This window comes from Stenotrophomonas sp. BIO128-Bstrain (assembly GCF_030128875.1).
GTDB lineage: Bacteria > Pseudomonadota > Gammaproteobacteria > Xanthomonadales > Xanthomonadaceae > Stenotrophomonas > Stenotrophomonas bentonitica_A.
The window spans coordinates 2,742,776-2,765,063 of sequence record NZ_CP124620.1 but is presented as its reverse complement, the minus strand read 5'-3'; the positions used below and the strand labels follow the sequence as shown (position 1 = coordinate 2,765,063).

The following is a 22,288-nucleotide window of genomic DNA, read 5'->3' as shown; positions in this document are numbered from 1 at the left end:
GGGCGGCGATGAGGCCGCGCGGAACACTGTGCAGCCGTCGATGCGCAGGATCGTTCCGTGCTGTGCCTCACCGCACCGGAGGGACGCGCCGCGCCGCGTGTCGCCCGTGCCGCAAACACCGCGCTGGCGGCCGCGCCGAGCTACGCACGCCATGTTCCCGAGCGCACGCTGCTGTACGCGCTAGTGCAGGCGCACTACCCGGACTTCATCGCGCGTCTTGAGGCCGAAGACCGCCCGCTGCCCGAGTATGTGCGCGAGGAGTTCGAGACCTACCTGCGCTGCGGCGTGCTCGAGCACGGCTTCCTGCGCGTGGTCTGCGAGCACTGTCGTGCCGAGAGGCTGGTGGCGTATTCCTGCAAGAAGCGCGGGCTGTGCCCGAGCTGCGGCGCACGGCGCATGGCCGAGTCGGCGCGGCATCTGGTGGACGAGGTGTTCGGCCCGCGGCCGGTGCGGCAATGGGTGCTGAGTTTCCCCTACCCGTTGCGCTTCCTGTTCGCCAGCAAGCCGGAGGCCATCAGCCCGGTGCTGGGCATCGTGCATCGTGTGATCGCCGGTTGGCTTGCCGATCAGGCCGGCGTGCCGCGGGATACGGCGCAATGCGGCGTGGTGACCCTGATCCAGCGCTTCGGCAGCGCGCTGAATCTCAACATCCACTTCCACATGCTGTGGCTCGACGGCGTGTACGACGCGAACGTCGAGCCCCCGCGGCGCAAGCCGCGCCTGCGCCGCGCCCCCACCTCTGCGCAACTGACGCAGCTCGCCAACACCATCGCGCATCGCGTGTGCCGGCACCTGTCGCGCCGCGGCTGGCTCGAAGGCGAAGACGAATCCGTGTTCCTGTCCGACAGCGCGGGTAGCGACGACGGCATGGATGGGCTGCGGATGAGTTCGATGACCTACCGCATCGCCACCGGTCGCGACGCTGGCCGCAAGGTCGTCACGCTGCAAACATTGCCCGGTGACGCAGGCTCGCTGGAGGGCGATGCCGGCAAGGTCGGCGGCTTCTCGCTGCATGCCGGCGTGGCCGCGGAAGCACACGAAAGCCACAAGCTCGAAAAGCTGTGCCGCTACATCACGCGCCCGGCGATCAGCGAGCAGCGGCTGTCGATAGCGCTCCAGGGCAGGGTGCGTTACCAGCTCAAGACCCCGTGGCGCAATGGCACCACGCATGTGGAATGGGATCCGGTGGATTTCATCGCCAAGCTGGCGGCGCTGGTCCCGCCACCGCGCGCCCACCTGACCCGCTTCCACGGGGTGTTTGCCCCGAACGCCGCCCTGCGCGCACAGTTGACGCCATCGGGGCGCGGCAGGCGGCATGACGCCGCTGTGGAGCCGGCGGACGCAAGCGCGAACGACGCGCCGCGCAGCCCCGAGCAGAAGCGCCGTGCGATGAGCTGGGCGCAACGGCTCAAGCGGGTCTTTTCCATCGACATCACCACCTGCGCCCACTGCGGCGGCGCGGTACGGATCGTCGCCAGCATCGAGGAACCCACCGCCATCCGCGCCATCCTCGCCCACTTCGAGAAGCACGGCGCGCTGGAGCAAGCGCACTACCGGCCCGCAGCGCGCGCCCCGCCGCCGGCCGCGTGACGAGGTGCCGGCCACACAGCCGGCAGCCAAGCCAGAGTCCGATCCGATGCGGCCACGACCCCGCAGGGCTGCGCTCGGCCCTGTGCCGGGATTCGGTGAGAAATGGCTACGCACTGAGCCGCTGCGTGGCCCCGCGATGTCGAAAACCCACGCATGAACCCCCGATCTGTGCCCGATCTGTGCCCAAAGCGGCGCTTGCGCGGCCGCTTCCTACCTGCCAGACTCGCAAAAAAGGGCGGTTGAACTTCCTATACCCGGCAGAGCTCTGGCAGAAATCGACTGTTCAGTCACGCCGTTCGCAACACATTGCTGTCGAACTCCTGCGCTGGCACTGGACTCTATTGTCAGTCCTAGCGCGTGCCACACCGCTATAACCGCCAATCAGACAGGAGCCCCGATGACGTCAACGCCAGCTTTCCCAGTGTCCAAGGCCTGGTTGACGATCATCGTCTGTGCGCTGCCGCTGCTCGGCGGTTGTTCCTCGGAGGCCGAGCCGGCGCCCGAGCCACCACGCGTGGCCTTGGTCGAGCCCTTGCAGCCGGCCGAGCCGAAGGCCGAGGCGCTGCGCTTTTCCGGCGTAGTGCGCAGTGTGACCACCACCCAGTTGTCCTTCGAGGTGGCTGGCCGCATCGAGCGCATCCTGATCGACGAAGGCACTCGTGTTCGTCGCGGGCAAGCCCTCGCACAGCTGGACCGCACCGACTATCGCCTGCAGATGCGTGAGGCCGAAGCGCGCCTGCGCCAGCTCGAAGCAGACCTGGCGCGCAAGCGCACCCTGCTCGCCGAAGGCATCCTCGCCCCCGCCGCCATCGAGGCGCTGGAGGCCAACACGGTGGCCGCCCGCGTGGCCCGCGACAGCGCCCAGCGCAATATCGATCACAGCACCCTGACGGCGCCATTCGATGGCGTCGTGGCTCGACGGCTCGCCGAACCGGACATGGTGGTCGCGGTCGGCACGCCGGTATTCGAGATGCAGGACAACCGCCATATCGAGGTCAGCGTCGATCTGCCGGAAAGCGCAGCACTGAGCATTCCGCTCGGGCCCGAGCTCAAGGCCGAGGCCGAGCTGGTGATCGCCGACCTGCGCCTGCCGCTGCGCTACAAGGAACACAGCACCCAGCCGCGTGAAGGCGCGCGCACCTACCGGCTGGTGCTGCAGGGCGAACCGCCGGAGGATTTCAACCTGCTGCCCGGTATGGCCATGCGCGTCAGTCTGGAGCGCCCCGCCCGGCCACAGACCGACGATGACGGCTTCCGTCTGCCGCTGTCGGCATTGCAGACCGACAGCGACGGCAAACACTTCGTCTGGCAGGCCGACGATGGCCGCGCCCGGCGCCATCCGGTTCAGCTGCAGCAAGTCGATGGCGATCAGGCGCTGATTCGCGGCGACGCACTGCAGGCGCAGATGCCAATCGTGGTAGCAGGTGGCAGCAAGTTGCACGAAGACCAGCCGATCGAAGCGCGGGAGCGGAACTGAGCCGATGGATTTTGCCCGTTACGCCATCACCCGACCGGTCAACATCTGGATTCTGGTACTGATATGCCTGCTCGGCGGCATCCTCGCCTTCTTCGAGATCGGCCGCCTGGAAGATCCGGAATTCACCATCAAGCAGGCTATCGTCAATGTGCAATACCCCGGCGCCACGGCGCTGGAGGTCGAGCAGCAGGTAACCGAGCCGCTGGAAAGCGCCATCCAGCAGATGTCGCAGATCAAGGAGATCCGCTCGCGCTCAATGCCGGGCATCGCCGAGATTCGCGTGGAAATGCAGGACCGATACGATGGCGATGCGCTGCCGCAGATCTGGGACGAGCTGCGCAACAAGATCGACGATGCCCAGGGCGACCTGCCGCCGGGGATCGAGCCGCCGATGGTGAATGACGATTTCGGTGACGTATACGGCATCTTCTACGCCCTGACCGGCGACGGGCTGACCCTCAAGGAGCTGCACGAAACGGCCAAGGACCTGCGCCGCGCCCTGCTCACTGCAGATGGCGTCGGCAAAGTGGAGATCGCCGGGGTACAGGAAGAACGCATTCTGGTGGAGGTCGATCAGGCGCAGCTGGCCGCACTGGGCGTCGCCCCGGACGAGATCGCCGCGGCCCTGACCGATACCGACGCCGCGGTGGATGCCGGTGGCGTCAATGCCGGCGACTTCTTTGTGCGCCTGCGCCCGAGCGGTGCCTTCGATTCTCTCGACGAGTTGCGTGCACTGCCGGTCGGCCAAGGGCCACAACGGGTCGAACTGGGCGCCATCGCCAAGCTATCGCGAGAATACGCCGAGCGGCCACAACAGATCATTCGCCACAACGGCCAGCAGGCGCTGACGCTCGGCATCAGCGGGGTATCCGGGGCGAATATCGTCGAGGTCGGGCATAGCGTCGAAGCTGTCCTGCAGGCCAACGAGCACCGTATGCCGCTGGGCGCCGACCTGCATCCGCTGTATGAACAGCACCAGATCGTCGACGAGTCGGTGAACAGTTTCGCGCTCAACGTGTTCCTCTCGGTGGCCATCGTGGTCGGCGTGCTGTGCATTGCCATGGGCATGCGCGCCGGCTTCATCATCGGTGCGGTGCTGTTCCTCACCGTGCTTGGCACACTGCTGGTGATGTGGCTGGTGGGCATCGAGCTGGAACGGATTTCCCTCGGCGCGCTGATCATCGCCATGGGCATGCTGGTGGATAACGCGGTGGTGGTCTGCGATGGCATGCTGGTGCGCCAGCGCCAGGGCAAGAGCATTCTCGAAGCCTCGCAGCAAACGCTGCAGCAAACGCAATGGCCGCTGCTTGGGGCGACCATCATCGGCATTCTCGCCTTCGCCGGGATCGGCCTGTCCCAGGACACCACCGGCGAATTCCTTTTCTCGCTGTTCTTTGTCATTGCCGTGTCGCTGCTGCTCAGCTGGTTGCTGGCCCTGCTGCTGGTACCGCTGTTCGGCCATTACCTGCTGCGCAATGCCGGCACCGACGAGGACCCCGATGCGGCCTACAACGGCCCCTGGTACAACCGTTATCGGCGCCTGGCCGGTGGCGTGCTGCATCGGCCCTGGCTGACCATCGGCGTGCTGCTGGTGCTGACGGTGGTCAGTGCCGTGATCTTCACCCGCCTGCCGCAGAGCTTCTTTCCGCCGTCAAGTACGCCGCTGTTCTACGTCAACCTGTTCCTGCCCCAGGGCACGCATATCCGCGATACCGCGCGCACCGCGACTGACGTCGAGGAGTACCTGGCGGAGATGGAGGGTGTCAGCGGCGTGTCCAGCTTCATCGGCGCCGGGGCCTCGCGCTTCATGCTCACTTACATGCCGGAGCAGCCGAATTCATCGCTGATGCACTTTCTCGTGCGCACCGAGGATGCGGATTTGATTGACGACCTGGTGCGGCAGATCAACCAGGAGTTGCCGCAGCGCTACCCATCGGCTGACGTCACGGCCGCTCAGTTCATGTTCGGTCCCAATGCCGAGGCCAAGCTGGAGGCGCGCATCAGCGGCCCGGATATCGACGTGCTACGGAGAATATCTGCCGAGGGTCGCAAGCGGTTGCAAGATGAGGGCAAGGTATTCAACGTGCGCGACGACTGGCGCCAGCCGGTGCTGGTGCTGCGCCCGCAGCTGGCACTGGATCGTCTTGCAGACGCCGGTCTGACCCGCCAGGCCGTGGCCCGCGCGCTCGCAGCCGGCAGCGAGGGCCAGCGGGTCAGTCTGCTGCGCGAGCGCGACGAACTGATCCCAGTGCTGCTGCGCGCCGCGCCCGACGACCGCATCGGCAGTGACAACCTGCTGCAGCGGCTGATCTGGAGCCCAGCGGGCAACGGCTACGTGCCGCTGGCGCAGGTCGCCGACGGCATCGAGCCGACCAGCGAGGACAGCATCATCGTGCGCTACGACCGCGAGCGCACCATCTCCATTCGCGCCGAGCCGCGGGATGGCGAGAACACCAACGAGGCGCACGAGCGCATTCGTCCGCTGATCGAGGGCATCGAACTGCCGGTCAACTACAGCCTGAAATGGGGCGGCGACTACGAACAGTCATCCGATGCCCAGCAGGCGTTGGCCAGTACGCTGGCAGTGCCCTATCTGGCGATGGTGCTGGTCACCGTGCTGCTGTTCGCCAAGGTGCGCCAGCCGTTGATGATCTGGCTGGTGGTACCCATGGCGATCTGCGGGGTGAGCTTCGGCCTGTTGCTCACCGGCCAGGCGTTCGGCTTCATGGCGCTGCTCGGCCTGCTCAGCCTGACCGGCATGCTGATCAAGAACGCCGTGGTGCTGGTGGACGAGATCGACCGGCAGATCGATGACGAAGTGCCACGCCTGACCGCCATCATCGAGGCCTCGGCGTCACGCCTGCGCCCGGTGATGATGGCTGCTGGCACCACGGTGCTGGGCATGGTGCCGCTGCTGTTCGACCCGTTCTTCGCCAACATGGCGGTTACCATCATGGGCGGCCTGGGCTTCGCCACGCTGCTGACCCTACTTGCGGTGCCATGTCTGTACCTGCTGTTCATGAAAGTGCGACCGGAGGAAACCGCATGACTGCCAAGGCCCTGGCCGCTCCGCTGCTGCTCGCCCTGGCCCTGAGCGCCTGCTCCAGCGCACCGCAGTATGCCGATCCGCAACTGCCGGAAGGTTGGTTCAGTGCCGCCGGCGCGCAAGCGGCGGATGCCGAAACGCTGGCCGCCTGGTGGCGCCAGTTCGATGACCCACAGCTCACCGCACTGGTCAGCCGCGCCATGCAGCAGAACCACGATGTGCGCCTGGCCATGGCACGTGTCACCGCAGCGCGGGCTCAGCTGCGCCAGTCGCGTGCCGGCCTGCTGCCGAGCTTCGACCTGCCCGGCTCGGCTAGCCGCCAGTGGGTCGAGAACGACCAGGACGCCGAACCTGGAAGCCCGCTGGCCGGCTTTATCCCTGACGATGATGTGATCAGCGTCGACACCTGGGAGCTGGCCTTGCAGGCCACCTGGGAGCTGGACCTGTTTGGCGCCACCCGCGCGCGGCGTGACAGCGCGGCCCGGCAACTGCGTTCGGCGGAGGCGCAGACGGTAGCGGCGCGGCTCGCCGTTGCCTCGAACACCGCGCAGGGCTATCTGCAAATGCGCGCGCTGCAGGGCCAGCGAGCCCTGCTGGTCGAAGGCATTGAAGTGGCGCGCGAGCTGGAGCGCATCGCCGGACTGCTCTTCCATGCCGGCGAAGTGACCCGACTGGATGTGGAAGCCACATCCGCCGAGCGCGCGTCGCGGGAAGCCGATCTGGATGAGCTGGATATCCACTTGGCCGAAGCGCAGCTGGCGCTGGACACCCTGCTCGCCGAGCCGCCGGGCAGCACCGCCGCGCGTTTCGCCGCCAACGCGCCGGTGCCACTGGCCGAACAGCGCATCGCCCCCGGCCAGCCCATCGACCTGCTGCGCCGCCGTCCGGACCTGATTGCCGAAGCGGCACGGCTGGACGCCGCCGAGCTGCAATCGCTGGCCGCTCGCCGCGACCTGTTTCCCAAGCTGGCGGTGCAGGCCGCAGTGGGCCGCTCCGGCTTCGCGCTGGGCGATGCAGTGTCCAGCGCGTCGAACTTCGCCCGAGTCGGTGCCACATTCGGCCTGCCGCTGCTGGACTATCCACGCCGCGGTGCAGCCATCGACCTTGCCGATGCCGAGGGCGAGACAGCCTATGTCGCATTCGAACAGGCGTTGGCCCGTGCGCTGGAGGAAGTCGAGCGTGGCCTGACGAGGATGGCTGGTCAGCAACGCCGACACGCATCCCTCAGCCGCACCCGCGAGCACCGCGAACGTGCGCATCGACTGGCGCAGCGCAGCTATGAGTTGGGTGAGGCCAACCTGAGTGAAGTGCTGGACGCCCAGCGTGGTGCACTACAGGCCAAGCGACAAGCGCTCGAGGGCAGGACGGAGCTAGCGACGGCCCAGGTGGCGTTGTATGTGGCGTTGGGAGGTGGGTGGCAGGCTGAGGCCGCAGATGCCGCGGCTAGGCCTGCAGAGAAATCGGCACAGTGAAGCCGTTGAAAAGCCAAAGCCTTTGGTCGCTCTAGCCAAACCGATTGCCAAGTCACTTGATAGCCTGGTTCGCCTCCTGGGAAACCAGGCGATCAAGCGGCTCAACGAAGCAGAGCCAGCAGTCTCCAGCTCTTGCTAGAGACTGCCAATTACCCTCTCATCCATGGCGGCTCCGGCGGCTCATCCTTCGGCGCATCGTCGGCCCCGCGCAAGGCCTCGCGGCGCTCCTGCTCGGCCAGCGTAGCCTTGATCTCGCGCATTACCGCATCGATATCTGCGGCATCTTCCGGCTCGGCAAACTCGCCGGTTGCTGCACCTCGCCGCCTGCCTGGCGATGGTGGGCGCGCTCGGGCGCGAACTGCGTGACGGCAGCGCGGGCACATGGCTGGCCGAGTGCGGCGATCGCCTGCTGCCGGCGGTGGCCGGCAAGCTGGCGCCGTACCTGCTGCTGTTCACCGCCTACGGCACGCTGTCGCTGCTCTGGCTGGCGGCGATCCGCGGCGGTGTGGCCGGCAGCGCGGTACTGCTGGTCGCCGCGCAGGCGGCGATGTACCTGGCCTACGGCGGCATCGCGCTGCTGCTGGTCGGGGCCACCCGCAATATGGGCACGTCGCTGTCGCTGACCGGACTGTATGCGGGCACGTCGCTGGCGTTCTCGGGCGCGACGTTCCCGGTGCAGGGAGCGCCGCTGTTCGCACAGGTCTGGAGCCAGCTGCTTCCCTTCACCGCCTACCTCAAGCTGCAGGCGCAGCAGCTCGACCTGGGTGCGGCATGGACGGCCTCGCTGTCGTTGCTGGGGACCTTGCTGCTGTTCGTGCTGGTGGCCGGCGGCGCGGGGCTGCGCCTGTATGCGCGCGGAGCGCGCGATCCGGCCTCCTGGGGGCAGCGATGAACCAGGTCAGGGCCGCCTTCCTGGAGACTCTGCGCGCCGTGTTCTCGGACCGCTACGCGGTGGTGACGCTGATCGGCGCCGTGGTGCTGTACTCGTTCTTCTACCCGGTCGCCTACCGGCACCAGGTGGCTTCGCAGTATCCGGTGCTGGTGGTCGACCTCGACCATAGCGCCATGAGCCGCGCCCTGGTGCGCAAGGCGGGCGCGGTGCGCGCGGTGAGGATCGTCGGCGATGCGACCTCGGTGGAGGAGGCCCGGCCAAGGATCGCCCGTGGTGAAGCGCAGGGCCTGCTGGTGGTGCCCGCGGGGTTCGAACGCGGGATCCTGCGCGGCGGGCAGGGGCAACTGGCGCTGTACGGCAGTGGTGCGTTCCTCGGTCGCGGCGGCGTGGTGCTCGAGGGCCTGGGCGAGGCCGCCGCCGCGTTCGCGCGCGAGGCCGCCGTGGTGCAGGCAGGTTTCGCAGGTGCGCCCGGCGCAGCGCCGCTGCAGGTGGTGGCGCGGCCGCTGTTCAACACCCGCGAGGGTTACGGCAGCGCCGTGGTGCCGGGCGTGGCACAGCTGATCGTGCAGCAGACACTGTTGATCGGCATGCTGGTCATGGCCGGCACGCGTCGCGAACGCCTGGGTCGGCTGGCGTTCTCGCGCCGCGGCCTGCTCGGCATCGCCGCCGCGTTCGCGCTGATCGGCGTGTGCAGCATGCTGTACTACAACGGTCTGGTGATGTGGCTCCAGGACTATCCGCGTGGCGGCAATCCGCCCGGTACGCTGGTGGGCGGAGCGCTGTACGTGGCCGCGGTGGTGGCGTTCGGGCTGTTCGCGGGCAGTTTCTTCCGCACCCGCGAACGGCCCTTCCAGCTGATGCTCGTCACCGCGCTGCCACTCTTCTTCCTGTCCGGGCTCTCATGGCCGGCCGTGGCGATGCCACAGCCCCTGGCGTGGCTGGCGAAGCTGGTTCCCTCCACGCCCGGCATCAACCTGATGGTGAAGTTCAACCAGATGGGCGCAAGCTTCGCCGAGGCGCTTCCCGAGTTGTGCAACCTCGCTTTTTTGACACTGCTGTATGGCGCGCTGGCGGTATGGCGCTACGCCCCGGCGCGGGACGGCGCCTGACGGGCCGGTCACGGAACACGGGGCCGGGGCGGCTTCTGCGCAGGTATCGGAGATCGTCTGCGCGCTGGATGTGCTGGCCGACAATATCGATCCGGCCGAAAGCTGCAAGGCCTTCCGCGTCCGCATGCCGAGCGCCGATGCCCTGCTGCGCAACCGCGGCCTGAAGTGACTTCGGCGGGTGCGGTAACGAAAAGGCGACCCGGGCGACCGGGTCGCCTTTTTCATGCTGCGGACGACGCACCGGAGACGCCGCGTCATCCGCCGCGCGGCCACGCACCGGTGCTCAGTCGCCGGCGGTCTTCCGGGTGCCGGCGCCCGCGAACTCCGGAAACGCCTCCTCCAGCGAGCCCTCGTCCGGCAGCACGTAGAACACGCCGCCGCGCGCGAAGGTGGGGCTGACGACCTGCTCGTAGAACGCCGGAGACACGTTGATGCAGCCGTGGGTGACCCGGTTGTCATCCGGCGTTGGCGAGGCCAGACGCTCGGGGCGCTTTTCCTCCGGCACGCCGGTCGCGGTCGGGTGGATCGAGACCGCGGAGTCGTAGTCGACCCACAGCACGCGGCCGGCATCGATGGACGGACCGTAGCCGCCGACGAAGCGGCCGGCCGGGGTGGTGCGGTCGCGGCCGGGGATCTCGCGCAGGGCGAGGCCCGCGATGCCGGGGGCGGTGTGGTCGCCCACGGCGGAGCCGAACAGGCCGGGCGCGGCGCCGCGCAGGCGGCCATCGCCGCCGAACACGAGGATCTGGGCGGCGGCCTTGTCCATGATCGCGAAGGGATAGCCCTGGCTGTCGCCGGAGGCGACGACCCAGCCGGCCAGTTCGATCACCGTGTCGGAGACGTCCTGGCCGCGGGGCAGTTCGTCCAGTGACGTCACCGGCGGGGTGCCGTCGTCGCGCGCGCTGGCGGTGGCGCCCACGCTGGCCAGCGCCAGCGCCAGCGCAACCGCGCGCCGGCCCGGGTGGGAGAGGGAGTGGGGGAAAGTACGGATGGGAAGCTCCTCGGGGGCGGAACACCATCCAACGCGGGGATCCGCGCCGCGCAGGCGACGGATCCCCGCGCCGGTCGGTCAAGCGGAGTGCGTGCTCACCCGCGCGGCACGCGGCGCGGCGACGATTCCAGCTGCTGCACGCGGCCTTCGATCTGGTCGAGGCGCTGGTTGGCGCGCTGGGCGCCCTGATTGGCGGATTCGGCGCTCTGGGCCGCGCCCTGCACCTGGGTGTCGAGGCGGTCGAGGCGGGAGTCGCCGCGGCAATGTCTGACGCGAAGATCAGAACGCACCGATACGAACGTGCGAACACAGGCGCAACACTGAGCAGCCGTCCCCGCACCGGAGCGCTGCGTGCCGCGCCTCGCCACATCCCGGCGGCAAGCCGCGGGATGCGCGCCACTGCCGTCCGCCCACACCGGTTCGCGGTACGCGCGCCACGCGCCCGAGCGCACGCTGCTGTACGCGTTGGTAGAGGCGCACTACCCGGACTTCATTGTACGGATCGAAGCGGAGGGCCGCTCGCTGCCCGGATATGTCCGCGAGGAGTTCGAGACCTACCTGCGCTGCGGCGTGCTCGAGCACGGCTTTCTGCGCGTGGTCTGCGAGCACTGTCGTGCCGAGAGGCTGGTGGCGTATTCCTGCAAGAAGCGCGGGCTGTGCCCGAGCTGCGGCGCACGGCGCATGGCCGAGTCGGCGCGGCATCTGGTGGACGAGGTGTTCGGCCCGCGGCCGGTGCGGCAATGGGTGCTGAGTTTCCCCTACCCGTTGCGCTTCCTGTTCGCCAGCAAGCCGGAGGCCATCAGCCCGGTGCTGGGCATCGTGCATCGTGTGATCGCCGGTTGGCTTGCCGATCAGGCCGGCGTGCCGCGGGATACGGCGCAATGCGGCGTGGTGACCCTGATCCAGCGCTTCGGCAGCGCGCTGAATCTCAACATCCACTTCCACATGCTGTGGCTCGACGGCGTGTACGACGCGAACGTCGAGCCCCCGCGGCGCAAGCCGCGCCTGCGCCGCGCCCCCACCTCTGCGCAACTGACGCAGCTCGCCAACACCATCGCGCATCGCGTGTGCCGGCACCTGTCGCGCCGCGGCTGGCTCGAAGGCGAAGACGAATCCGTGTTCCTGTCCGACAGCGCGGGTAGCGACGACGGCATGGATGGGCTGCGGATGAGTTCGATGACCTACCGCATCGCCACCGGTCGCGACGCTGGCCGCAAGGTCGTCACGCTGCAAACATTGCCCGGTGACGCAGGCTCGCTGGAGGGCGATGCCGGCAAGGTCGGCGGCTTCTCGCTGCATGCCGGCGTGGCCGCGGAAGCACACGAAAGCCACAAGCTCGAAAAGCTGTGCCGCTACATCACGCGCCCGGCGATCAGCGAGCAGCGGCTGTCGATCTCACCGCAGGGTAGGGTGCGGTATCAGCTCACGACGCCGTGGCGAAATGGGACCACGCATGTCGAATGGGATGCGGTGGACTTCATCGCCAAGCTGGCGGCACTGGTCCCGCCAACTCGCGCGCATCTCACCCGCTTCCACGGCGTATTCGCCCCGAATGCAAACCTGCGCGCGCAGGTGACGCCATCGGGGCGCGGCAAGCGGCCTGCGGGCGATGCGGCGCCGGTTGACGCAAGCGCCCACGACGAGCCGCGCAGCCCCGAGCAGAAGCGCCGTGCGATGAGCTGGGCGCAACGGCTCAAGCGGGTCTTTTCCATCGACATCACCACCTGCGCCCACTGCGGCGGCGCGGTACGGATCGTCGCCAGCATCGAGGAACCCACCGCCATCCGCGCCATCCTCGCCCACTTCGAGAAGCACGGCGCGCTGGAGCAAGCGCACTACCGGCCCGCAGCGCGCGCGCCGCCGCCGGCCGCGTGACGAGGTGCCGGCCACACAGCCGGCAGCCAAGCCAGAGTCCGATCCGATGCGGCCACGACCCCGCAGGGCTGCGCTCGGCCCTGTGCCGGGATTCGGTGAGAAATGGCTACGCACTGAGCCGCTGCGTGGCCCCGCGATGTCGAAAACCCACGCATGAACCCCCGATCTGTGCCCGATCTGTGCCCAAAGCGGCGCTTGCGCGGCCGCTTCCTACCCGCCAGACTCGCAAAAAAGGGCGGTTGAACTTCCTATACCCCGCAGAAACTTGATCTCCTGCCTATCGCGCTGCCGCTTTCACAAAGCTGGAGCGTTGTAGGTTGCGCCCATAACGGGTGCGGGGCGCTTCGGTGAAGAGCGCAGTTCCGCATGGAAAGCCATTCGCACTTTTCCTTTCGGAGTTGCTCTGAAGGAGGTGTGCCCTTGAATGTAGCCGTCTCTCCCCGAACCGTTTCGAGCAGTGGTTTGCCTGCTCTGGTTCTCAATGCGGACTATCGGCCGCTCAGCTATTACCCTTTGTCGCTCTGGTCCTGGCAGGATGCGATCAAGGCAGTCTTTCTTGAACGTGTGCATATCGTGGCGGAATATGATCAGGTCGTATCTTCGCCATCGTTTTCCATGCGTTTGCCGAGCGTGATTTGCCTGAAAGAATATGTAAAGCCGCCGCGTCATCCGGCGTTTACGCGCTTCAATCTGTTTCTGCGTGATCGTTTTGAATGTCAGTATTGCGGCTCTCCGCATGATCTGACCTTTGATCACGTTACCCCGCGTTGCCATGGCGGCGAGACGACGTGGGAAAATGTGGTCGCCGCGTGCTCCCCTTGCAATCTGCGCAAAGGCGGGTTGATGCCAGCTCAAGCACATATGTGGCCGCGTCAGAAGCCGGTCATGCCGAGCGTGCAGGATCTGCACAAAAATGGCCGTCTTTTCCCACCCAACCATCTTCATGAAAGCTGGCTCGATTTTCTGTATTGGGATGTCGAACTGGAGCCTTAGTGTCTGCTCCAAAAGTCGCCATGCCGGTCTGCAAATGGCAATTTGTCTACGTTCTGATGCTCATGCACCCAAAATTATATTTCGCTTCGGCATTCGAGAACCACCATTTTCGCCATGGCCTGCCGCTTTTTGATTCGGATCCCAGAAAGAACAACTTCCTCAGAATTCCCTCTTACTTTCCACCTTTTGCAAAAGCGCCGTAGTAGCCAATCGCTGCAAAAAACAGGCTTGCGACCACGTTCCATCCTGCAAATGACAGGCCGAGAAAGAAGCCCGGTGCGCTGTCACATGCAGGCGGGCGGGTCGCGTTGAGATCGCCGAGCAGATTGCCGGCATCCAGCGTGAGCTTCATGGTGGCTGCGCTGCAATCAGCCGGACCCGGCCAGTATTTGAGTTCGACACCGGTGTGATAGATGGCAAGCGCAAGGCCAAAGGTCATCAGCAGTGCACCAATCAGGATCAGACCGCGCGTGAGAACCGGAGGCCATTTCAATCTATAAGAAACCCAGGCTGCGGCCAGAACCGGAACGCCGATATAATAAGGCGTGCGTTCTTCAAGGCAGAGTTTGCAGGGCATGAAACCAGCCAGATGCTCGAAGCCCAAAGCCGTTCCGACTGTTGCAGCCATTCCGACTGCCATGATGCCTGCGGTCCAAGACTGAATTTTGCCAACCGGCTTGTTAAGTGCAAATGTCATATGAAATTTCCTGCGCCATGCTGGCCTTATTTCTTTAGCCTAAAATACTGCTTCGCCTCCAAGCAATTAAATTTGACCGGCTTGAGGCAAAATCAGGCGTTCAGATATTTAATCCCGACGAAGAGCACGATCAGCAAAACAGCAACGAGACCAGCCAGCAGGCCGAGACGCTTTTCGATAAATTCGCGGATCGGTTCACCATAACGCTTCAACAGCCATGCGAGGAAGAAGAATCGTGCGCCGCGCGCAATGATCGCGGATGCAATGAACAGCCAGATATTGATGCCTGCCGCGCCGGAGAGGATGGTGACAACCTTGATCGGCGGCAGATGCGCGAGGCCTGATGTGATGAGCATCAGCAGAATCATGTCGGCGCTGGTCGTTCCGCGCATTTGCTCGAAGGTGTCGAGCTTGCCATACATTTCAAGCACAGGCTTTGCGACCTGCTCATAGGCATGATAGCCCAAATACCAGCCTGCTATGCCGCCAAGAACGGAAAAGATGGTTGCGACGAGCGCGTAACGATAGGCCCGTTCCGGGCGCGCAAGCGCCATCGGAAGAAAGAGCACATCGGCGGGCACCAGAAATACCGAGCTTTCTATAAAGGCGATGAAGGCGAGCCAGTATTCGGCGGACTTTCGGGCAGCAAGCGAGATCGTCCAGTCATAGAGTCGGCGCAGCATGAAAATTTCCGGATTTTTTAAGGGGGCAAACACCCAGGGATTATTTGCACCGTCCCGCGGCAATGTCTGACGCGAAGATCAGAACGCACCGATACGAACGTGCGAACACAGGCGCAACACTGAGCAGCCGTCCCCGCACCGGAGCGCTGCGTGCCGCGCCTCGCCACATCCCGGCGGCAAGCCGCGGGATGCGCGCCACTGCCGTCCGCCCACACCGGTTCGCGGTACGCGCGCCACGCGCCCGAGCGCACGCTGCTGTACGCGTTGGTAGAGGCGCACTACCCGGACTTCATTGTACGGATCGAAGCGGAGGGCCGCTCGCTGCCCGGATATGTCCGCGAGGCGTTCGATGCCTACCTGCGTTGCGGCGTGCTCGAGCACGGCTTCCTGCGGGTGGTCTGCGAGCACTGTCGTGCCGAGAGGCTGGTGGCGTATTCCTGCAAGAAGCGCGGGCTGTGCCCGAGCTGCGGCGCACGGCGCATGGCCGAGTCGGCGCGGCATCTGGTGGACGAGGTGTTCGGCCCGCGGCCGGTGCGGCAATGGGTGCTGAGTTTCCCCTACCCGTTGCGCTTCCTGTTCGCCAGCAAGCCGGAGGCCATCAGCCCGGTGCTGGGCATCGTGCATCGTGTGATCGCCGGTTGGCTTGCCGATCAGGCCGGCGTGCCGCGGGATACGGCGCAATGCGGCGTGGTGACCCTGATCCAGCGCTTCGGCAGCGCGCTGAATCTCAACATCCACTTCCACATGCTGTGGCTCGACGGCGTGTACGAGGACACCACCGAGCGTCCGCAGCGCAAGCCGCGCCTGCACCGCACCCGTGCGCCCACATCGGCGCAACTGACGCAGGTCGCCAACACCATCGCGCATCGCGTCTGCCGGCACCTGTCGCGCCGCGGCTGGCTCGAAGGCGAAGACGAATCCGTGTTTCTGTCCGACAGCGCGGCGGGCGACGACGGCATGGACGCGCTGCGGATGAGTTCGATGACCTACCGCATCGCCACCGGTCGCGACGCTGGCCGCAAGGTCGTCACCCTGAAAACGCTACCCGGTGATGCGGGTTCTCTGGACGGCGACGCCGGCAAGGTCGGCGGCTTCTCGCTGCATGCCGGCGTGGCCGCGGAAGCACACGAAAGCCACAAGCTCGAAAAGCTGTGCCGCTACATCACGCGCCCGGCGATCAGCGAGCAGCGGCTATCGATCTCGCCACAGGGCAGGGTGCGTTACCAGCTCAAGACGCCGTGGCGCAATGGCACCACGCATGTCGAATGGGATGCGGTGGACTTCATCGCCAAGCTGGCGGCACTGGTCCCGCCGCCACGCGCGCATCTCACCCGCTTCCACGGCGTATTCGCCCCGAATGCAAACCTGCGCGCGCAGGTGACGCCATCGGGGCGCGGCAAGCGGCCTGCGAGCGATGCAGTGCCGGTGGACGTCAGCGCCCACGACGAGCCGCGCAGCCCCGAGCAGAAGCGCCGTGCGATGAGCTGGGCGCAACGGCTCAAGCGGGTCTTTTCCATCGACATCACCACCTGCGCCCACTGCGGCGGCGCGGTACGGATCGTCGCCAGCATCGAGGAACCCACCGCCATCCGCGCCATCCTCGCCCACTTCGAGAAGCACGGCGCGCTGGAGCAAGCGCACTACCGGCCCGCAGCGCGCGCCCCGCCGCCGGCCGCGTGACGAGGTGCCGGCCACTCAACCGGAAGCGAAAGCAGAATCCGATCCGATGCGGCCACGACCCCGCAGGGCTGCGCTCGGCCCTGTGCCGGGATTCGGTGAGAAATGGCTACGCACTGAGCCGCTGCGTGGCCCCGCGATGTCGAAAACCCACGCATGAACCCCCGATCTGTGCCCGATCTGTGCCCAAAGCGGCGCTTGCGCGGCCGCTTCCTACCCGCCAGACTCGCAAAAAAGGGCGGTTGAACTTCCTATACCCCCCTGTCAGTATGGCGCGTAGCATTGGTCGCATGCTCCTTCCCGCTGGCCCCACCCTTGCCGACCGCCCATGACTCCACCACACCACCCCACCGCCGCCGCCCCTGCCACCCTGTTCAGCGGCCCTGCCTGGTGGCTGCAGATCGTGCTGGCCTGGCTGTTGCTGCTGCTGGCGCTGGCCATGGCGGCGCTGGGCGTGCAACTGCTGGCGCTGGGCGGCAGCGCCTACTACCTGCTGGCCGGCGTGGCGGCGCTGGCCGGCGCGCTGCTGGTGTTGCGGCGCCGGGTCAGCGCCGGCCTGTGGTGCTACGGGCTCACCGTGCTGGCCACCCTGGCGTGGGCGCTGTGGGAGATTCACGGCAAGGGCTGGCGCCCGGCCTGGGGTTTCGACCTGGCGGGGCGCGTGGGCCTGCTGGCCGGCCTGTGGCTGCTGATGGCGCTGGCCTGGTGGTGGATGCGCCGCCGCGCGGGCGACCGCGGGCCACGACGCCGGTCACCGGCCTGGGCACCGGTGGCCGCGGTGACGGTGCTGGGCACGCTGGCCCTGACGGCGCTGGCCCCGCGCCTGTGGCCGGCGCAGGCGCAGGCGGCGCCGCAAGCCGCCGCGCCCGATGCGCTGGGCCGCACCGCCTTGAAGCGCGGTGCCGACGAGTGGCTGGCCTTCGGCGGCTCCAACCTGGGCCAGCGCTTTTCCGAGGCGGCGCAGATCACGCCGCGCAACGTTGGGCAACTCGAGCAGGCCTGGGCGTTCCACACCAACGACTGGGCGCCCAACGAGCGCGTGTACTACGCCTTCCAGAACACGCCGCTGAAGATCGGCGACAGCCTGTACGTGTGCTCGCCCAGCAGCCAGGTGTTCGCGCTCGACCCGGCCACCGGCCGCCAGCAGTGGCACTTCGACCCCCAGGTGCCGCCGGCCGCGATGGAGCCGCTGTTCAGCGCCACCTGCCGCGCCGTCGGCTACCACGAGCAGGCGCAGGCGCCCGCTGGCGAGCTGTGCGCGCGCCGCATCCTGCTGGCCACCACCGACAGCCGGCTGATCGCGCTGGACGCGGCCAGCGGGCAGGTGTGTCCCGGCTTCGGCCACGGCGGCACCGTGAACCTGGCCGAGCGCATGGGCAACCAGGTGATCGGCTTCTCGTCCAACACCTCGGGGCCGGCGGTGGTGGGTGGGCTGGTCATCGTGGGCCAGCAGGTCAGCGACAACCAGCGCCGCGACGCGCCGGGCGGCGTGGTGCGCGCCTACGACGCCGTTACCGGCGCGCTGCGCTGGGCCTGGGACGCCAAGCGTGCCGACGATGCGCAGGCCCCGCTGGCCGCAGGCGAGCTGTGGCCGCGCGGCACGCCCAACGTGTGGAACGTGATCTCGGCCGACGAGCGTCTGGGCCTGGTGTTCATGGGCACCGGCAACGCCGCCGCCGACCATTACGGCGGCGACCGCACGGCGGCCGAGGACGCCTTCACCTCGGCCGTGGTGGCGCTCGACATGCACACCGGCAACACGCGCTGGCACGTCAACACCGTGCACCACGACCTGTGGGACTACGACCTGGGCGCGCAGCCCCTGGTGACCGACATCGACGTCGACGGCACGCCACGCCGCGTGGTGGTGCAGGGCACCAAGACCGGCTCGGTGTTCGTGCTGGACGCGCGCACCGGCGAGGCCGTCAAGCCGGTGCAGGAGCGCCCGGTGCCCGCCGGCACGCTGCCGGGCGAGCGCTACGCGCCGACGCAGCCGCAATCGGTCGGCATGCCCAACTTCGCCGGCATGCCCGGCCCCGAGCCCGAGGTGCTGACCGAGGCCAACAGCTTCGGCCTGACGCCCATCGACGCCGCGCTGTGCCGCATCGCCTTCCGCCAGATGGAGTACGAGGGCATGTACACGCCGCCCAGCGAGAACCCCGGCGGCATCCTGCTGTTTCCCGGCATCGTGGGCGGCATGAACTGGGGCGGGCTGGCGGTCGACCCCGAGGCACAGCTGCTCATCACCAACCACAGCCGCCTGCCGAACCGCATCACGCTGACGCCGCGCGCGCAGGTGGAGGACCGGGCGCTGGGCGACGGCGGCGCGCGCGCCGACCAGCGCATCGCGCCGCAGGCCGGCACGCCCTATGGCGTGGCGCGGCCCAACTGGATGTCGCCGCTGCAGGTGCCCTGCATCGACCCGCCCTGGGGCTTTCTGTCGGCCACCGACCTGCGCAGCGGCCGGCTGCTGTGGTCGCGCCCCCTGGGCACCGGCTTCGACACCGGGCCGCTGGGCATACCGACGCGGCTGAAGATCACCATCGGCACGCCCAACCTCGGCGGCGCGGTGGTGACGCGCTCGGGCCTCACCTTCATCGCCGCCGCGCAGGACAACTACCTGCGCGCCTTCGACACCCGAAGCGGCGAGCTGCTGTGGGAAGGGCGCCTGCCCGCCGGCGCCCAGGCCTCGGCCATGACCTACATGCACCAGGGGCGGCAGTACGTGGCCATTGCCGCCGGCGGCCACGCGCGCTTCGAAACCAAGCTGGGCGACAGTCTGGTGGTGTTCGCCCTGCCCGAGGGCGGCCGCTGATGCCTGCCGCTACAGCTGGCCCAGTGCCGCCTTCACGTCGGCCACGCTGAGGATTTCGCTCAGCACGATGGGCGGCTTGCCGGGCGCCTGCAGCACGTACACCGGCACGCCGCTGCGGCCGAGCTTGTTCAGCTCGGCGGTGATGGTGGCGTCGCGCCGCGTCCAGTCGGCGCGGAAGGTCTGCACCTTGGCAGCGTCGAACGCGTTCAGCACCTCGTCGTTGGCCAGCGTGGTCTTCTTGTTGTACTGGCAGGTCACGCACCAGGCGGCGGTGAAGTCGACGAACACCGGCTGGCCGGTGCCCAGCACGGCCTGCACGCGCTCGGGCGACCAGGGTTGCCAGCGCTCGCCCGCCGCCGCTGCGGCCTGCGCGGCGGGCAGCGCCGTGTGGATGACGTTCGGGCCGATGGTGGCCAGCAGGAAAGCGCCGAACGCTACCGAAAGCGAAGCAATCAGCAGGCGCGTGCGGCCCTGCAGGCCGAACGCCCACAGCACCAGCGCCAGCGTCACCAGCAGCGCCAGCAGCGCGCCCGCGCCGTCGATGCCGGTCTGCTGGCCCAGCACCCACAGCAGCCACACCGCGGTGCCGAACATCGGGAAGGCCATGAACTTCTTGAACGTGTCCATCCACGCGCCGGGCGGCGGCAGCAGGCGCGCCACCGCCGGCCACCAGCTGGCGTAGAGGCGCACTACCCGGACTTCATTGTACGGATCGAAGCGGAGGGCCGCTCGCTGCCCGGATATGTCCGCGAGGAGTTCGAGACCTACCTGCGCTGCGGCGTGCTCGAGCACGGCTTCCTGCGCGTGGTCTGCGAGCAGTGCCGGGCCGAGAGGCTGGTGGCCTTCTCCTGCAAGAAGCGCGGCTTCTGCCCCAGCTGCGGGGCGCGGCGCATGGCCGAGAGCGCGCGGCACCTGGTGGAGGAGGTGTTTGGCCCGCGGCCGGTGCGGCAATGGGTGCTGAGTTTTCCGTACCCGCTGCGCTTCCTGTTCGCCAGCAAGCCGGAGGCCATCGGCCCGGTGCTGGTGATCGTGCAGCGCGTCATCGCCGGCTGGTTAGCCGATCAAGTCGGCGTCGACCACGCCAGCGCGCAATGCGGCGTGGTGACCCTGATCCAGCGCTTCGGCAGCGCGCTGAACCTGAATGTTCACTTCCACATGCTGTGGCTCGACGGCGTGTACGACGCGAACGTCGAGCCCCCGCGGCGCAAGCCGCGCCTGCGCCGCGCCCGTGCCCCCACCTCTGCGCAACTGACGCAGGTCGCCAACACCATCGCGCATCGCGTGTGCCGGCACCTGACGCGCCGCGGCTGGCTGGAAGGCGAGGACGAATCCGTGTTCCTGTCCGACAGCGCGGGTAGCGACGACGGCATGGATGGGCTGCGGATGAGTTCGATGACCTACCGCATCGCCACCGGTCGCGACGCTGGCCGCAAGGTCGTCACGCTGCAAACATTGCCCGGTGACGCAGGCTCGCTGGAGGGCGATGCCGGCAAGGTCGGTGGCTTCTCGCTGCATGCCGGCGTGGCCGCGGAAGCACACGAAAGCCACAAGCTCGAAAAGCTGTGCCGCTACATCACGCGCCCGGCGATCAGCGAGCAGCGGCTGTCGATCTCACCGCAGGGTAGGGTGCGGTATCAGCTCAAGACGCCGTGGCGAAATGGGACCACGCATGTCGAATGGGATGCGGTGGACTTCATCGCCAAGCTGGCGGCACTGGTCCCGCCACCTCGCGCGCATCTCACCCGCTTCCACGGCGTATTCGCCCCGAATGCAAACCTGCGTGCGCAGCTGACGCCCTCGGGGCGCGGCAAGCGGCCTGCGGGCGATGCGGCGCCGGTTGACGCAAGCGCCCACGACGAGCCGCGCAGCCCCGAGCAGAAGCGCCGTGCGATGAGCTGGGCGCAACGGCTCAAGCGGGTCTTTTCCATCGACGTCACCACCTGCGCCCACTGCGGCGGCGCGGTGCGGATCGTCGCCAGCATCGAGGAACCCAAAACCATCCGCGCCATCCTCGCCCACTTCGAGAAGCACGGCGCGCTGGAGCAAGCGCACTACCGGCCCGCAGCGCGCGCGCCGCCGCCGGCCGCGTGACGAGGTGCCGGCCACACAGCCGGCAGCCAAGCCAGAGTCCGATCCGATGCGGCCACGACCCCGCAGGGCTGCGCTCGGCCCTGTGCCGGGATTCGGTGAGAAATGGCTACGCACTGAGCCGCTGCGTGGCCCCGCGATGTCGAAAACCCACGCATGAACCCCCGATCTGTGCCCGATCTGTGCCCAAAGCGGCGCTTGCGCGGCCGCTTCCTACCCGCCAGACTCGCAAAAAAGGGCGGTTGAACTTCCTATACCCAACTGGGCGTGGACGCGGTCGGTTTCGTGTTCGCCGAAGGCAGTCCGCGCCGGGTCAGCGCGGCCGAGGCGCGGCAACTGCGCCTGGCGCTGGCGCCGATGGTCGGCGCGGTGGCGCTGTTCCGCGACAACACCGTGGCCGAGGTGCGTGAAGTGGTGCGCATGGTGCGACCGGCGTTGCTGCAGTTCCACGGCGACGAAGAGGATGCGTTCTGCAGCGCCTTCCGCATGCCCTGGCTGAAGGCGGTGCCGATGGGCGGGGGCGAGCGTTGGGATGCGGCCGCGCTGCAAGAGCGCTGGCCGAACGCCGACGGTTTCCTGTTCGACAGCCACGGCAAGGGCGCAGCCGGCGGTACCGGCCACACGTTCGACTGGAGCGCGATCCCCGGCGGACTGCACCGGCCGTTCGTGCTGGCCGGCGGGATCACGCCGGACAACGTGCACGACGCGATCCGCGCCACCTCGCCGTGGGCGGTGGACGTGGCCAGCGGGATCGAAGTCGCGCCGGGAGTCAAGGACGGCGAGAAGATGCGCCGCTTCGTGGCGGAAGTGCGACGTGCCGACGGTACCGGTCCCGATTGAACGGCGTTTTCCTTTACGCGCTGCGTGTGTCCCTGTAGTTTTC

Annotated in this window: 15 protein-coding genes and 2 pseudogenes; 12 read left to right on the top strand and 5 right to left on the bottom strand. The window is 67.6% G+C overall.

The genetic code is table 11. The features are described from left to right. Window positions 1-123 precede the first annotated feature (123 nt). The 6 genes from POS15_RS12495 to POS15_RS12470 all read left to right on the top strand — a co-directional run bounded on the left by POS15_RS12495 (window position 124) and on the right by POS15_RS12470 (window position 9,586). The gene (locus POS15_RS12495; protein WP_284129642.1) at window positions 124-1,590 is read left to right on the top strand and encodes a transposase; all 1,467 of its coding nucleotides are present in this window, start codon (window positions 124-126) and stop codon (window positions 1,588-1,590) included. 397 nt (window positions 1,591-1,987) lie between these two features. Continuing rightward, window positions 1,988-3,067, top strand: a complete 1,080-nt coding sequence (locus POS15_RS12490; protein ID WP_026070258.1) for an efflux RND transporter periplasmic adaptor subunit — start codon at window positions 1,988-1,990, stop codon at window positions 3,065-3,067. 4 nt (window positions 3,068-3,071) lie between these two features. After that, window positions 3,072-6,116, top strand: a complete 3,045-nt coding sequence (locus tag POS15_RS12485; protein WP_019186241.1) for an efflux RND transporter permease subunit — start codon at window positions 3,072-3,074, stop codon at window positions 6,114-6,116. Continuing rightward, entirely contained in the window at window positions 6,113-7,585 is a 1,473-nt protein-coding gene (locus tag POS15_RS12480) for an efflux transporter outer membrane subunit (RefSeq protein ID WP_019186240.1), read from the top strand. The genes POS15_RS12485 and POS15_RS12480 overlap by 4 nt, the downstream gene beginning before the upstream one ends. Window positions 7,586-7,892: 307 nt before the next feature. Then, complete coding sequence (locus tag POS15_RS12475) at window positions 7,893-8,477, top strand: ABC transporter permease (RefSeq protein ID WP_019186238.1); 585 nt, start codon at window positions 7,893-7,895, stop codon at window positions 8,475-8,477. Continuing rightward, on the top strand, window positions 8,474-9,586 hold the full coding sequence (locus tag POS15_RS12470) for an ABC transporter permease (protein WP_019186237.1): 1,113 nt from the start codon (window positions 8,474-8,476) through the stop codon (window positions 9,584-9,586). Before POS15_RS12475 ends, POS15_RS12470 begins: the two co-directional genes overlap by 4 nt. A 283-nt stretch (window positions 9,587-9,869) precedes the next feature. Here the strand turns inward: POS15_RS12470 and POS15_RS12465 are convergent, their stop codons facing one another. Both POS15_RS12465 and POS15_RS12460 read right to left on the bottom strand, forming a co-directional pair. Then, entirely contained in the window at window positions 9,870-10,526 is a 657-nt protein-coding gene (locus tag POS15_RS12465; protein WP_026070257.1) for a L,D-transpeptidase, read from the bottom strand. A 146-nt stretch (window positions 10,527-10,672) separates the two neighbouring features. After that, complete coding sequence (locus tag POS15_RS12460) at window positions 10,673-10,867, bottom strand: hypothetical protein (protein ID WP_019186234.1); 195 nt, start codon at window positions 10,865-10,867, stop codon at window positions 10,673-10,675. 109 nt (window positions 10,868-10,976) lie between these two features. Here POS15_RS12460 and POS15_RS12455 point away from each other — a divergent pair, with 109 nt between their 5' ends. Together POS15_RS12455 and POS15_RS12450 are read left to right on the top strand one after the other, a co-directional pair. Next, window positions 10,977-12,452 carry a transposase gene (locus POS15_RS12455; protein ID WP_284129641.1) on the top strand — a complete coding sequence of 492 codons (1,476 nt, stop codon included), beginning with the start codon at window positions 10,977-10,979 and terminating at the stop codon, window positions 12,450-12,452. A 420-nt stretch (window positions 12,453-12,872) separates the two neighbouring features. Continuing rightward, window positions 12,873-13,445 (top strand): HNH endonuclease, encoded by a 573-nt coding sequence (locus tag POS15_RS12450; protein WP_026070265.1) that lies wholly within the window; start codon window positions 12,873-12,875, stop codon window positions 13,443-13,445. Window positions 13,446-13,617: 172 nt separating this feature from the next. Here the strand turns inward: POS15_RS12450 and POS15_RS12445 are convergent, their stop codons facing one another. Together POS15_RS12445 and POS15_RS12440 are read right to left on the bottom strand one after the other, a co-directional pair. After that, window positions 13,618-14,142, bottom strand: coding sequence for a disulfide bond formation protein B (locus tag POS15_RS12445; RefSeq protein WP_026070266.1), 525 nt, complete (start codon window positions 14,140-14,142; stop codon window positions 13,618-13,620). Window positions 14,143-14,234: 92 nt separating this feature from the next. Beyond that, window positions 14,235-14,825, bottom strand: a complete 591-nt coding sequence (locus tag POS15_RS12440) for a YqaA family protein (RefSeq protein ID WP_019186284.1) — start codon at window positions 14,823-14,825, stop codon at window positions 14,235-14,237. A 150-nt stretch (window positions 14,826-14,975) separates the two neighbouring features. On the opposite strand from POS15_RS12440, the gene POS15_RS12435 reads away from it, so the two are divergent. Both POS15_RS12435 and POS15_RS12430 read left to right on the top strand, forming a co-directional pair. Continuing rightward, complete coding sequence (locus POS15_RS12435; RefSeq protein WP_284128233.1) at window positions 14,976-16,505, top strand: transposase; 1,530 nt, start codon at window positions 14,976-14,978, stop codon at window positions 16,503-16,505. A 325-nt stretch (window positions 16,506-16,830) separates the two neighbouring features. Further along, window positions 16,831-19,317: a membrane-bound PQQ-dependent dehydrogenase, glucose/quinate/shikimate family gene (locus POS15_RS12430; protein WP_019186271.1), complete on the top strand. Its 2,487-nt coding sequence runs from the start codon at window positions 16,831-16,833 to the stop codon at window positions 19,315-19,317. Window positions 19,318-19,326: 9 nt separating this feature from the next. On the opposite strand, the gene POS15_RS12425 is transcribed toward POS15_RS12430, so the two are convergent. After that, window positions 19,327-19,911 carry a thioredoxin family protein gene (locus POS15_RS12425; RefSeq protein ID WP_237740363.1) on the bottom strand — a complete coding sequence of 195 codons (585 nt, stop codon included), beginning with the start codon at window positions 19,909-19,911 and terminating at the stop codon, window positions 19,327-19,329. Between the two features lie 84 nt (window positions 19,912-19,995). Between POS15_RS12425 and POS15_RS12420 the strand changes: the two are divergent. Next, a pseudogene (locus POS15_RS12420) lies at window positions 19,996-21,408 on the top strand (transposase); the annotation flags it as partial. A 252-nt stretch (window positions 21,409-21,660) separates the two neighbouring features. Then, a pseudogene (locus tag POS15_RS12415) lies at window positions 21,661-22,245 on the top strand (phosphoribosylanthranilate isomerase); the annotation flags it as partial. Between the last annotated feature and the right edge of the window lie 43 nt (window positions 22,246-22,288).

Excerpts from the sequence above, each read along its gene's own strand:
- POS15_RS12445 (WP_026070266.1), bottom strand. The coding sequence starts at position 14,142 with ATGACATTTGCACTTAACAAGCCGGTTGGCAAAATTCAGTCTTGGACC.
- POS15_RS12425 (WP_237740363.1), bottom strand. The coding sequence starts at position 19,911 with ATGTTCGGCACCGCGGTGTGGCTGCTGTGGGTGCTGGGCCAGCAGACC.
- POS15_RS12470 (WP_019186237.1), top strand. The coding sequence starts at position 8,474 with ATGAACCAGGTCAGGGCCGCCTTCCTGGAGACTCTGCGCGCCGTGTTC.
- POS15_RS12485 (WP_019186241.1), top strand. The coding sequence starts at position 3,072 with ATGGATTTTGCCCGTTACGCCATCACCCGACCGGTCAACATCTGGATT.
- POS15_RS12430 (WP_019186271.1), top strand. The coding sequence starts at position 16,831 with ATGACTCCACCACACCACCCCACCGCCGCCGCCCCTGCCACCCTGTTC.
- POS15_RS12440 (WP_019186284.1), bottom strand. The coding sequence starts at position 14,825 with ATGCTGCGCCGACTCTATGACTGGACGATCTCGCTTGCTGCCCGAAAG.
- POS15_RS12480 (WP_019186240.1), top strand. The coding sequence starts at position 6,113 with ATGACTGCCAAGGCCCTGGCCGCTCCGCTGCTGCTCGCCCTGGCCCTG.
- POS15_RS12490 (WP_026070258.1), top strand. The coding sequence starts at position 1,988 with ATGACGTCAACGCCAGCTTTCCCAGTGTCCAAGGCCTGGTTGACGATC.